Source organism: Wolbachia endosymbiont of Muscidifurax uniraptor (genome assembly GCF_054149795.1).
In genome coordinates this window covers 1,205,457-1,217,690 of sequence record NZ_CP083727.1, presented here as the reverse complement: position 1 = coordinate 1,217,690, position 12,234 = coordinate 1,205,457, and the positions used below count along the sequence as shown (strand labels likewise).

11 protein-coding genes and 1 pseudogene are annotated in these 12,234 nt (G+C 34.5%); 4 read left to right on the top strand and 8 right to left on the bottom strand.

Going from position 1 to position 12,234, the window contains the following annotated elements; genetic code table 11:
• Positions 1-150 precede the first annotated feature (150 nt).
• Positions 151-534 (top strand): annotated as a pseudogene (locus LA754_RS06320) (DUF6444 domain-containing protein); the annotation flags it as partial.
• Positions 535-562: 28 nt separating this feature from the next.
• Here LA754_RS06320 and LA754_RS06315 read toward each other — a convergent pair.
• The 3 genes from LA754_RS06315 to LA754_RS06305 all read right to left on the bottom strand — a co-directional run bounded on the left by LA754_RS06315 (position 563) and on the right by LA754_RS06305 (position 1,414).
• On the bottom strand, positions 563-748 hold the full coding sequence (locus LA754_RS06315) for a transposase (RefSeq protein WP_259348473.1): 186 nt from the start codon (positions 746-748) through the stop codon (positions 563-565).
• Entirely contained in the window at positions 714-893 is a 180-nt protein-coding gene (locus LA754_RS06310; protein ID WP_457923743.1) for a transposase, read from the bottom strand. Before LA754_RS06310 ends, LA754_RS06315 begins: the two co-directional genes overlap by 35 nt.
• 140 nt (positions 894-1,033) lie before the next feature.
• Complete coding sequence (locus LA754_RS06305; RefSeq protein ID WP_353285821.1) at positions 1,034-1,414, bottom strand: helix-turn-helix domain-containing protein; 381 nt, start codon at positions 1,412-1,414, stop codon at positions 1,034-1,036.
• 357 nt (positions 1,415-1,771) lie between these two features.
• On the opposite strand from LA754_RS06305, the gene recR reads away from it, so the two are divergent.
• Positions 1,772-2,377, top strand: a complete 606-nt coding sequence (recR, locus tag LA754_RS06300) for a recombination mediator RecR (RefSeq protein WP_010963080.1) — start codon at positions 1,772-1,774, stop codon at positions 2,375-2,377.
• 3 nt (positions 2,378-2,380) lie between these two features.
• Positions 2,381-3,601 carry a KAP family P-loop NTPase fold protein gene (locus LA754_RS06295; RefSeq protein ID WP_077190565.1) on the top strand — a complete coding sequence of 407 codons (1,221 nt, stop codon included), beginning with the start codon at positions 2,381-2,383 and terminating at the stop codon, positions 3,599-3,601.
• Positions 3,602-3,646: 45 nt separating this feature from the next.
• Here the strand turns inward: LA754_RS06295 and LA754_RS06290 are convergent, their stop codons facing one another.
• Together LA754_RS06290 and LA754_RS06285 are read right to left on the bottom strand one after the other, a co-directional pair.
• The gene (locus tag LA754_RS06290; RefSeq protein ID WP_006280062.1) at positions 3,647-4,471 is read right to left on the bottom strand and encodes a hypothetical protein; all 825 of its coding nucleotides are present in this window, start codon (positions 4,469-4,471) and stop codon (positions 3,647-3,649) included.
• 69 nt (positions 4,472-4,540) lie between these two features.
• Positions 4,541-5,905: a pyruvate dehydrogenase complex dihydrolipoamide acetyltransferase gene (locus LA754_RS06285; protein WP_077190567.1), complete on the bottom strand. Its 1,365-nt coding sequence runs from the start codon at positions 5,903-5,905 to the stop codon at positions 4,541-4,543.
• Positions 5,906-5,975: 70 nt separating this feature from the next.
• Between LA754_RS06285 and LA754_RS06280 the strand changes: the two genes are divergently transcribed.
• On the top strand, positions 5,976-6,467 hold the full coding sequence (locus LA754_RS06280; protein ID WP_007551030.1) for an SH3 domain-containing protein: 492 nt from the start codon (positions 5,976-5,978) through the stop codon (positions 6,465-6,467).
• Here the strand turns inward: LA754_RS06280 and LA754_RS06275 are convergent.
• From LA754_RS06275 to LA754_RS06265, 3 genes are all read right to left on the bottom strand, one after another.
• The gene (locus LA754_RS06275; RefSeq protein WP_006280057.1) at positions 6,464-6,949 is read right to left on the bottom strand and encodes a WBM0748 family T4SS-associated protein; all 486 of its coding nucleotides are present in this window, start codon (positions 6,947-6,949) and stop codon (positions 6,464-6,466) included. The two genes, LA754_RS06280 and LA754_RS06275, sit on opposite strands and share 4 nt — an antisense overlap.
• 121 nt (positions 6,950-7,070) lie before the next feature.
• Positions 7,071-9,881 (bottom strand): hypothetical protein, encoded by a 2,811-nt coding sequence (locus LA754_RS06270; RefSeq protein ID WP_457923637.1) that lies wholly within the window; start codon positions 9,879-9,881, stop codon positions 7,071-7,073.
• A complete protein-coding gene (locus LA754_RS06265; protein ID WP_077188410.1) occupies positions 9,862-12,216 on the bottom strand; it encodes a VirB4 family type IV secretion/conjugal transfer ATPase in 2,355 nt (784 codons plus the stop codon). Before LA754_RS06265 ends, LA754_RS06270 begins: the two co-directional genes overlap by 20 nt.
• Positions 12,217-12,234: the final 18 nt, after the last annotated feature.

Here is a 12,234-nt window from a genome sequence, read left to right as displayed (position 1 = left end):
CCCTTTCTGGTGAAGGTTGTTCTCAAATCACAATGTTAGTACAATTGTGGTGTTAGCTATAGCTAACCCAAGGTATCCGTTCAGCGGAGTGGTAGAATAAGGTAGACAAAGTGATCTAAAAAGATAATCATAGAGCAAAAGTGAGGTAATGTGGTAAACCTTTTAGAACTTTGCAAAAGTTTACAGCAAAAAATAGAAAAACTGAAAGCAGAGATAGAAAACTTAAAAGCAGAAAATAAAGCTTTAAAGATAGAGAACGCTGAATTAAAGGAAAGGCTTGGTTTAAACTCGAAAAATTCATCTCTACCGAGCTCTAAAGAATTGTACAAAACAAAAAAGGACAAGCCAAAAAGCGAAAGGAATGTTGGCGATCAGGTTGGGCATAAAGGAAATTTTCATGCTACAATGGAAGCGGATAAAGTAGTAAAAATAGAGTTGCCTAATATTTGCGAATGCGGAGGAGAGCTTGTAATATGCGAAAAACCTTATGTTCACCAAAAAGTTGATCTTCCGGAAATTAGGCCTTATGTAGTATAGCATTTCTCATAATAGTCCGAACAGGTCATAGGAAGGCAGAATCAACAGCACGACGAAAGGATTCGAATAGAGGAATGTTTTTCCTGGCTCTGTTTTTTATAGCAAACCAATGATGCTCAATTTTGTTGAAATCTGGAGAATAAGGCGGCAGATACAAAATTTCTGCACCAACCCCTTTAGCAAGCTTTATCAGACTTATGAAAAGTAGCATTGTCAAGAATGACAGTCTGTCCAGGTTCCAAGATCGGTGTCAAAAATTGCTCAAACCATCCATTAAAAACATCCATATTACAGTGGCCTTCAAAGGTTAACGGAACAACTATCTTTCTTCCACTTAAGGCTGCAACCATACTGATTCGTTGAGTTTTCTTTCCAGATTTTAAGGCATAAAACCGCTGTCCTTTCTGGCAATATCCTTAGGGGTAGTCTTCGGTGTTATCAATGCCAGACTCATCTATATACACTAAGTTTTTAGGTTCTTTTGTCGCTATAATTTTCAAAAATTCAGCACGTTTTTCTTCGTTTCTTTCCTTGTATCCATATGTCTTTTTTTGCGCGTAAATCCAATTTTTTTAAGGGCTCGATAGATCGTTTGGATACTAACGTTGTTCCAAAGTTTAGCCATTTCCGATAGAGTCTTTCCTCCGTGTTCTCTGGCAAATTTGGCAAAGGTACCCCAGTCGGTAATTTTGTGATTGTAACCCCCATTTCCAAGTTTTTTTGATTGAAAGTCTCCTGTTTCTTTTCTTCTTTGCTGCCACTCCCATAAAGTAGTTCGTCCAATCTTAAATCTTGCTGCCACTGTTTCTCTGCTTTCTCCTTCGTCTAGCGCTTCCATTGCTTTTTTTCTTAAATCATAACTATATGCTGCTGGCATTCAACCTCCTTATCATCATCTACCCTTATCCTATCACATCCGGACTTTTATGGAAAGAGCTATACTTGGTAGAGTTAAATTTCCTGGATCCAAGTAGTCGGCTACTCGGATGACAGAAGAAGGTACTGCCGTCATAAAGGAACCAGTGTCAGCTACTTGGATGATACCTTTTTTCTACTTAGTTTGGGTTATGCAAGAAGTCTATTATAATCAGGCTTTAAGTGTGCGGAAGTAATTTTTTTCGTTAAAGTAAAAAATTTTTTCTATAGCTGATCAAAGTGGGATCAAGAGAAACTTACCACTTTCTTTACAAAGGGTTTGATGTTACCATTTGACTGCCTATTCTGAATTTATTGAATGAACGTTAACATAAAGAATCTAGTTCATGCTTTCTCTAAATTGCCAAGTTTAGGGCCATCATCATCACGCAGGTTAGTTATACATTTACTCCAAAACAAAGAAAAAGTTATGCTACCACTTGCATCTTTGATTAAAGAGCTAGCAGATCTTATAATAGAGTGTGAAGTTTGCGGAAATCTAGATACTAAGTCACCTTGTTCTATTTGTACTAACCCAAAACGTGACACTAAGTTACTGTGTGTAGTAGAAGAATTAGGTGATCTATGGGCGTTTGAAAAAGGAAATATATATTCAGGTTTATACCATGTTTTGGGTGGCAGATTGTCTGCAATAAATGGCATAGGTCCAAAAGAACTCAACCTTGACACTATTCTGAAAAGAGTGACAGAGTCTAAAATTGAAGAGATAATTATCGCAATTAATCCGACATTAGAGGGCCAAGTTACTGCACAATATATAATTGAATTGCTAAAAAATTTGGATGTGAAAATATCACGCCTTGCTTGCGGCATACCAATGGGCGGAGAAATTGACTATCTTGATGAAGGAACGCTGAGGATAGCACTTACTTCAAGACAAGAATATGAGTTAAATATAAAATAAGACATGTGCTTAAAAAAACTTATATCGCTAATAACATTCAAAAAGAAAAAAATAGTGCCACCACTTAAAGTGGTGGCTTGGGAAAATGACCACCTAAACTATAAGCAATTTTCAGGTAAATTCAACACTATAATTAAAACAATTGATCAGTCTTTTACAATAATATCTTTGGAAGGATATGATGGATGGGGCAAGACGTTTTTTTTGAAAGAATGGGTAAAAGAGTTAAAACAGCAAAATGAAATTGCAGCTTATTATAGTGCATGGGATATCAATGCATTGGACCAACCACTGCCTTCTTTTTTAAATTTCCTATTTGAAGATTTATTTGTATCGTATAAAGTAAAAAGAAGTGTTATACAACAGTTCAAGAACATAAACCAAGAGCTATTTTCTCTAAACACACTAGGAAAGCTGATCAGTAAATCTCCACTTGCTATGCTTTCAGTATTTCTTGATGCTGCAAAAGAGGCTGATAAAAAAGACATAGGTTTTGTCTTGAGTGAATTAAGTCTTCTCCAAAGAAGAAAAGAGAGTACTAGAGATTTTAAAACACAGTTAGCGGATGTGGTTAATAAAATCAGAAAAGACAAAAACATTTATATAATGGTGGATAATCTTGATGTGTGCCGTCCTAAATTCGTTGTCGATTTTTTGGAATCTATAAAGTATATGCTTGATGTGGAGGGGCTGGTTTTCATTATTTCTGTAAGTAAAGATAAGAGTAATGTACAAAGAGCAATCAGCACAATACTTGGACCAAATTTTGACCTAAAATCTTTTACTGATCTCTCTTTACATTTGCCAAAACAACCGATAGAAAAATTTACAAAAGAACTATTTGAAAATATTAAATTACCGAAAAAGTCAAAAAATTTGATTGTAGATAGTTTTATATTTTATACAGAAAGCCTGTCACTATCGTTAAAAACAATAGAATACTGCGTAAAAAAAATAAAGCTGTGTCTTCTGAATCACACAAGAGAAGAATTACCTGATCCGAATTTGTTTTCATTTTTGGTAATACTGCAATCGATAAATATTGATATATATGAGGAATTAGGTTTTTCATATCAAAGAGCATTGGAAAAAATTGAAAATGAATATAAATCTTTAGTTCTAAATGGTCAAGAAGAATGGGAAAAACTTAAAACCTCTCTAGAAACTGCTTTTGCAGAGAGGGAGTCAAAAATTAACAAAGCTATAAAGGATATACTATTTTGAAAAGATACCCTACCTTTACATATACAAAGATAGGGTAACATTTGATTAACGCCCTTTTACTATGTCATTACCTTGTTCAAACTTTCTGATTAATTCGCTTACATTGACATTAGATAATTTTTTACCTGCAGATTTGTCATTATGTGAAGCATCAGGTTTACGAAGGTCTTCCTTACTGTTACTCCTAGTAATATTACATCTAACAATGTTTGAATTATTAGACTTATCGCTTACATCTGAAATATTGCTTTTTTCACTACATGAAGACGAATTACTCGACATATTGCCTAAGCTAAAGAGCTTTTTACCTTGATAGATTGGATTCCAATCAAGTGGATTATAAGTTTTTTTGCTAGTCTCAACCTTTTGGTTATTTTGCTGTTTAGGAGAAAAACCAAGTTTTTCTCTTTCTTTCTTGCTTAGCGTTTTGAGAAATTTTACGGTTTCTAATTCATCAGTTGCTTGTACTTTATGTAAATCAAAGCTTTTTTGATGGTTATCCTGCTTAACATTTTCCATCATTTTATCTTTTATTGTTCTATCCTCATCATCAGAAGTGCTGCTACTAATATCACTGATACCACTATCCCCTGAATTGCGGCGTTGTTTGTTAGGAGTGCTATGAATGTTGTCTTCCATGAGTTTTTGCATTGTTGGGCCAAATGTTCTTCCAAGATTGCTACTCACTGTTTTATTACTATCATTTGCTTGAGAATGAGGTACATTTCGCTCAAAAATTGCTTTTATTCCAGCAAATTTAGCTTGGGAAGATTTCGGAGGAACAGGTGGGGCAACCATGCCTTTTGAGTTAACCTTTCCTTCATTTTGAGGAAAAATTTTTGGATTATTTTTTTCTACCGTAGTATTCATTTTTTTACCTCTAAACCTATTAACTAATAAAAGTATAAACTTAGAGGTATTAATTTTGTAATAACAATGCTAATAGATTACCGCAGTTTCAATAAGCATCACCAGAGGATTCTCTATATAATGCTTAAAGGCATTCAAAAACTTTGCTCCGAGTGCCCCATCAACTGCTCTATGGTCAACAGAGAGCGTTACTGTCATTATTTCTGCTATTTCTATTTTCTCATTCATAACAATTGGTTGTTTTTTAGATGCACCAACTGCCATAATGCAAGATTGCGGCGAATTGATTATAGCACTGAAGGCTTTTATACCAAACATCCCTAAGTTGGAGATAGTAAACCCTCCTCCTTGAAACTCTTCAGGTTTCAATTTTCCAGATCTTGCTCTGCTTACTAAATCTTTCACTTCTTTTGATATAGATAAAATACCCTTTTTATCAGCATTTTTTACTATAGGAGTAATTAGCCCATCTTCAAGTGCCACAGCGATTGAAATATCTATATTTGAATATCTCAGTATTTTATTATCTATCCACGAAGAATTTATATCAGGAAATTTTTTCATGCTGAAAGCTGCAGCTTTTATGATTAGATCATTAATTGTTACTTTATTGTTTTCATCTGCTGAGTTAATCTCGTTTTTTAACGATATTAACTTATCAACCTGGCAATCTACAGTTAAATAAAAATGTGGAACATTCTGTTTTGATTCAGTCAGGCGCTGTGCTATCACTTGGCGCATGTTGCTTACTTCAACTATGGTATCTTTCTCAGGACTTTCAGTATGTATACCACTGCCTAAAAACTCCAACACATCAGCCTTAATTATGCGACCATATGGTCCTGTACCTTTTAATTGCTGCACATTAACCCCTTCATTTTGAGCTATTTTCTTAGCTAATGGGCTTATTTTTGTTCTACCTTCTGCATAACCCTCTGTCATCTGAGTAGCTGACACTGGGATCCATTCTTCTTTTCTAGATCCCAGCGTCAAGCACTGGGATGACATTGAGGGGTTGGATTCCAGCGTCACGCGCTGGAATGACACCGAAGAATGACTTATTGGCTTTCCGTTTAAATCTTGGTGTTCTGATTTTTGATTATCAACAGCACTTTTTGTCACTTCCTTTTTAACTGCACTATTGATGGAAGTTGAAGTATAGTTGTTAAGTGGACTTTCATCTTCTCCTTCTTCCAGCATTAAAGCTATTGGTTGATTTACAGGCACGCCACTTGCTCCTTCTGTTACTAAAATTTTTGCTAAAACTCCTTCATCTATAGATTCAAACTCCATTATGGCTTTATCAGTCTCTATCTCAGCAATTACGTCGCCTACTTCAACTTTGTCTTGTTCTTTTTTATGCCACTTTACAATTTTTCCTCCAGTTTTGCTCATTGTCGGTGAAAGAGCAGGCATTAATATTTCTATAGGCATTGATTTTGCATTTAAAGATCTATTCAATTTTTAATTTACTCTTTATCTTATGTCAACCTAATCGTGAATTATGATGAATAAGTCTGTTACACTATCCCTCACGTTATCCCAGTGCGTGACACTGGGATCTTGGTTCAGTACTATTATCCTATTGTTTTTATTATTTAGCCATAGCTTGTTTGCTAACAACTTTGTTTCAACCAAATCAAATAAGATCAACATGAGAACGGGGCCAGGGTTTCACTATCCTGTAAAATGGATATACACTTGCAAAAATCTGCCCCTGAAAGTGATAGAAGAGTTTGAGAGTTGGAAAAAGGTCTGCGATATAGATGAAGACTGCGGATGGATAAAAGGCAATCTTCTTAGTGATAAGCGCTACGCGATTGTAAAAGAAGATACTTATGGATATCAAAAACAGAGTGTAGACAGCAAGATTACTATGAAAATAGACAAGTTTGTTGTGATGAAGATAGAAAAATGCAACGAAGAATGGTGCTTTCTTTCCACCCCAAAACGCAAAGCATGGGTACAAAAAAAACATATATATGGGGTTGATTAGGTTGACAGAAGATCTGAATTAACACTAGTTTCTGGGCCTTCTGTAGCATGCTCTTCAGATGAAGCAGAGGGTTCTTGAGGCTCTGGAGACTGTACAGGGTTATCACAGAAACTCCTTAACATCTCCTCAGCGGATGAATCTAAAATTTGTACAATAGACTTTTCACTCTGCTCTTTTAGCGATTGATCCACTCTAGAAATCAACTCAGAAAACTCGCTACCTGATTTTTCAGCTTCATTTTTTATTTTACTTTCTACGCTTGCAATATTGCCTTGTTCAATTTCTTCTTTTGTTATGTTGAACGAATTTGCAGCATCTTGATATCCAATCTTGCAATTTCCACAACCAATTATGCAAAAAGCAATAGAATTAGATATTTCGCTTGCAGCCCACTTATGTATAGCGTAAGCCAAATAATTGTCATGGTATTTAATGCTAAATTGTTGTTCTATTAGCTCAGAAATTTTATTCTTTAGAGACATAAAGTACCCTCCTTACATTCGTTATACCTTTTTGTTAAGATACAGCAATTACACCATTTACTACATGCTTTACTTTAATTAATTATTAAAACGAGAGCATAATTTTCAGAGTTATATCTTTTTACCTTAACAATTCTTTTTTGAGTTCCTCTTTAATTATCCCACTTATATTCACGTTAAGATCCCCTACCCAAAAATCAGTCATAGTTTCAAGATCGTATAGATCCTCTATTACTTTTTTAATAGCAGCATTTATTTCTTCTTCGTCAAATTCCTTTATAATAGGTCTAATCTTCACATACCCTGGAGAGCCTTTACCATAAATTCCTTTGCTTTTATTAATGCAGCCACCTGCACCAGATCTACTGCTTCTCAAACCACTTCCACACTCTACTGTTTCATACTTGATTTCACCATTTTCTATATATGCTATTTGATTGTCTTGTGTAGACTCCAGTTTATCTGCCTTTACAATTTTCTCCTCTAGCTTTAAATCTTGCTTATGAATTACTGTTTCCCCATAACCCTTACCACCGTATGTTCTATACTCACCTCCACCTGCAACAGTAATCAGTTGCTGGCAATGTTGCTTCTGCGAATTGCACATTTCTATGAAAACAGGTCCCCCGTCCTTATCTGAGAGGTTACTTTCCTGGTTACCCCCTCCCCCTGTGACTTGCACCTTAATTATAGGATAATTAGGATCGATTTTCAGTTTAGCTTTAATATAATCTCCTGGCATCCCTACTCTGCTTTCAGTAGAATGGCATTTTTGATTGTCACAGCCACTACCTTGTATATGACCTGCTTCACCACTTCCCCACGCTTCTATTTTAATACGATCAAATTTTATTGATAAGTCATCTGTATAAACATCTTTATTTTTATGATCATAGGATTTTTCATTATTTTTTTCAAGATCTGGTTTCTTATTTTTCAGATGTTCCTTGATTATCTCTTTTAATTTTTCTTTTAATTCCTTTTTGAGACCTTCTAAATCGAACCTACACAATTTATCAGCGTAAAAGACCTCCGTTCTGTTTGCTTTAATTGGTGCTTCTTGTTGTGTGACAACGCCATTTGTATTTTGTGAAATCTTTGTATAAAAAGGTTGAGTGTTTTCTTTGTCTACATATCGTGTTGAACGGCTGCATGTTCCAGTAAAGCAGATACAACCATCATCACCTTGATTACATTTTTCTCTATGCTCTACATCCGTCAATTTGTATACTACTTTCAGTCCTTTACTAGATTTAAATGTATCGTCTATCTCATCATTTCTTTTTACACAGTAACTGCATTCTCCCTTCTTCTGCTCATTTTCATCAGGGAAGAAAACATACTCTTGCTTATTAAATATTATTTTATCCAACCTCTCTTGAGTTTCTTTCAAAGGGTAAACTATTTCCTTGCTTGGAAGATAATAGAACTGATTTGATTCCTTGGAGTAAACAGCATTGTATTTAGTATATCTTGTTCCCATTAATTTTAGTGGTATTATTTTATTTTCTCTTTTAAGAACAAACTCCTCTGGTTCTGGCTGCCATCCAGAAAGACAAAGCATTTTACTGTTAGAATTTCCTTTATACTTTACTTCTATTTCCGGCTGCCCAGAGTTATTAAATTCACATTGAATAGATTTGTCTTTTAACTTTTTCTCAAAATCATTAAAACTATAAAAACTTCCGCCTTTAGAACATTTAATTTGCACATCAGGAACATAGCCATATTCTTTCAGAACTTTAAATTGTTGCGGATTACTTTCTAATATACCTTCTATAATATTATCAATATTACTATCAGTTGTTTTTGCTACTATTGCTGGTTTTACTACTTTTAAAGATAGGGGGCCAATGTTTATAGGATGGTTGAGGTCAGTATTAACATTAAAAGTACAGGAACCATTACTATAGGTTCCATGTGCTTTAGCACAAGTGCTCTCACTCATCTTCATTTCTACTTTCAATGTATTTTTATTTACTATCTCCACTATCTCAGGTTCTGGAGCAGGTGGTGCAGGAAAACAGCGGACGAACTGTGGATTTTGTTCATTTATACTTTGAGTTCCAAGGTATTCAGCACAGAGCTGGCCCTTTTTTCTATAGGTTTTGAAGTAGTACGTGATGCCATCTTTGTCTAAAATAGAGCGCCACTCAGCTTTATTTTCTCCATACCCTTTAGGGAAATCTAATTTTTCTCCAATCTCTCCGTCTCTTCCTTTCAGATCACCAATGATTACCTTAACCTTAGGATTAAAGTAATCATTGTCTTTATCTGTTATAGGAACAATTCTAACTTGTGGAGGTGAAATTGCAAGTTGCTCGCAAAATGGAGGGGGACTAGGTGCAAGTGGCACGGGAGCACATTTTACTGCCGTTTGGTAGCAGGTATCACAGACTTTTTCCATCTCCCCAGGACGAAAAATATTCTCATCCGAAAATACTCTAGAACCCCATGAAGAAGTTCCTGACATACAAGCCCCTTTTTGACTGCAAGCACATATTTTAGGAGAGTTAGCGAATCTTCTTTTTTCCTCATCAGTAACACCGTTTGCCCATTCCCATTTAAGACCCCGAGCAATTTCTCCTCCAGCTTTTGTTTTATCCCCTTCCCAATCAATAAAAGCTGCAGCAGAAACTCCAGCTCCTGTACCTTGCGTTCCATATATCTTGCGGCAGGATTCCCCACTTTGTAAGTCATAACAATAACTTTGTCCATCATAAGCACATACTCTAATTTTGGGATTAAAGTAACCATCAACTCCTTGATCTTTTATTGCTTGCACCTTAATTTCCTTTACCCAATCTCCACCAACTATTGCTTCCAACCAAGTATTACTTTCTACAAATGTTGGACAATCAGCATATCCTTGATACGAAAGACCAAGTATCAAAAAAAATATCAATAAGAAATTAAGCCTTACACTTCTCATAAAATACCGGTAACCACTCATTAACTTCTTCTCCTTTTTCCTTTATTGCCTCGTACATATACTTTATCGTCTCTTTGTTAGCTGAAAGTACATGTATTTCTTGCATATTCTTTAAATCTAAATTTAAAGTTACTAATCCTTTATACTGTTTTATCAAAAATAAACCTTCCTGCGTTGGCGTCTGCAGAATTATATTCAGCTCCTCTTTTGATAAAGAAAATGCTTTCATGTATAATCTATTTGCATTGACGTTCGGCATCAAGATTCTTGTATCAACATGTTTATCTAAATATTGAGTAAATTTGCTAGCAAATGCGAGATTTAAATTTTCAGTACTTAGGATTACTACAACATTTAGTTCCGTCATTCTTTGCATCCAGTTATCAAACTCTTTCTCTGTAGGAAAAATATTACTTATCTCCCATGCTTCATCCAAAACAAGTATTGCAGGCGAGCCATCACATTTTGCCTCAAAAGAATATAAAAAATAGTAAAGTATCACGGACATACATTCCTTTTGTTTTGTAAGGTTTGCGGTGTTGAGAGATATAATTTTTGTTTCCCAGTCAATATCTGATTCATTACCATCTTGAAATAAGTAAGCAAAGTCACCATCGTCACACCATCTACTTATCTTACCCCCAAGGAGCAAGAGCACCTCAGAAATTTGTGAAATAGAACGTGATTCCTTGGGTATAGCAAATATAGAATCCACAATTTTTCTTATCTTTTCTTCTACGTCCACCAAGCTCGTATCGGCTACCATTCTTCTGATCAGTTCAACCAACATATTGCGATTGGAAGCACTATCTTCAATGTTTAGTGGATTAAATTTTAGGCTTTTGTCCTTATATTTTGGATCGATTATGTAATATTTACCACTCACTGCTTTAGTAAAAATTATTGATTTTCCAGTGTTATCCAATATGACAATTCTTGGGTTAAACTTTCTTGATTCTGATAATAGAAAATTAATGAGTGAAGTTCTGCCTGAATTTGGAGCTCCGAGTATCGTAGTATGGCCATTATTTCTTTTTCCATGAAAATTAAAGAAGTAAGGATTTCCTTTTTTTGAGAAAAAAATCATTACCGCTTCTTTCCACCTTCTTCCTTTTAATGTACCTGACGTAAAATCGTGCAGCATAGCAAAGCTGCAAGCGTATTTTGTTAAGATATTTTTCGGTTGCGTAATAAAAGCAAAATTGCCTGGAAGTTGTGCCCAAAAATGACTTTCCATATGTAAATCAGTTCTAAACATCATGAAGCCAACTAATGACATTATAGAAGATAAATCACTAATACTTTCAGCTAACTTATTCCTATCATCTGCAAATATTGTAAAAATAATTTTCTGTTGGCAGAAGTCTATACTAGAGGTCTTTTCAAGCTCTATTATTTCTTCAATTCCTGAGCTTTTAAGTAAGGTATTATCCTCACTAATTTGCAGCATGTTGATTTGTTTTTTAAATTCTTTTATTGCTTTGTTATTACTAGTAAATATCATTATTTCTGTAATGATAAATTCAGATTCAAGCTGCAAGCATCTATCTATATTACCTAAAGAGATTTCCCGGTATTCTTTTATGCTGAAAATAGAGCCAAATTTCTGTTGATTTTCAAATATTGTTTGAAACGTATTGAAACCAAAAGCTATTTTAAAATTTCTAATATATTGCGACAGGTCCCTTTCATGTATTGGATAATCTTTGTGCGTTAATGTAACAATATAGTGGAGAAATTCTATCATTTCAGAATATATTTTACCTTCACTAAACCTTAGACTCAGTTTTTTAGCTCCAAAAGGTCCTAAATCATTTTGAATTACGTCAGTTATCTTTTGCAACTCCTGATGGCTTTCTTGTAAAGACAACTTATGCTTATTCTTTATTCTATTGAAAAAAAACGAATTATTAGTATGCTTGCCAAAATCGCTAAACAATATTACAATGTATAGTTCATTTATATACTGTAATTTACTATCAGTTAGTTTATTAAACCACGTTGAATGTAGGTTGTCAGAGAAGTCTTCAGTTTTATTCCATTTCAAGCTCAGTTTATTGCGCTTTCTAACGGTATGAATCCAAACGGTAAAATACAGGCTATTAATATTTTTTGATATGCTTTTTCTAATTTCAGTTCTGAGGTCGCTGTAGTTATCAACAGAAGAATAATCTTCTAACTTGATTATTTTTAACAATTCTCCCTGTTTTGTTAGTATGGTTTCTTCATCGTAATGACAAGCATAAGGAACAAAATCTAAATCAATGCTTTCTAGTAATGCTAAGTTGTTCTTTTTTTTAAGCTTAGAGTTAACTGTTGGTACTTTTAACTGCATATGCGTATTCAATAAAGA

Excerpts from the sequence above, each read along its gene's own strand:
- LA754_RS06315 (WP_259348473.1), bottom strand. The coding sequence starts at position 748 with ATGCTACTTTTCATAAGTCTGATAAAGCTTGCTAAAGGGGTTGGTGCA.
- LA754_RS06305 (WP_353285821.1), bottom strand. The coding sequence starts at position 1,414 with ATGCCAGCAGCATATAGTTATGATTTAAGAAAAAAAGCAATGGAAGCG.
- recR (WP_010963080.1), top strand. The coding sequence starts at position 1,772 with ATGAACGTTAACATAAAGAATCTAGTTCATGCTTTCTCTAAATTGCCA.
- LA754_RS06295 (WP_077190565.1), top strand. The coding sequence starts at position 2,381 with ATGTGCTTAAAAAAACTTATATCGCTAATAACATTCAAAAAGAAAAAA.
- LA754_RS06290 (WP_006280062.1), bottom strand. The coding sequence starts at position 4,471 with ATGAATACTACGGTAGAAAAAAATAATCCAAAAATTTTTCCTCAAAAT.
- LA754_RS06285 (WP_077190567.1), bottom strand. The coding sequence starts at position 5,905 with ATGCCTATAGAAATATTAATGCCTGCTCTTTCACCGACAATGAGCAAA.
- LA754_RS06280 (WP_007551030.1), top strand. The coding sequence starts at position 5,976 with ATGATGAATAAGTCTGTTACACTATCCCTCACGTTATCCCAGTGCGTG.
- LA754_RS06275 (WP_006280057.1), bottom strand. The coding sequence starts at position 6,949 with ATGTCTCTAAAGAATAAAATTTCTGAGCTAATAGAACAACAATTTAGC.
- LA754_RS06270 (WP_457923637.1), bottom strand. The coding sequence starts at position 9,881 with ATGAGAAGTGTAAGGCTTAATTTCTTATTGATATTTTTTTTGATACTT.
- LA754_RS06265 (WP_077188410.1), bottom strand. The coding sequence starts at position 12,216 with ATGCAGTTAAAAGTACCAACAGTTAACTCTAAGCTTAAAAAAAAGAAC.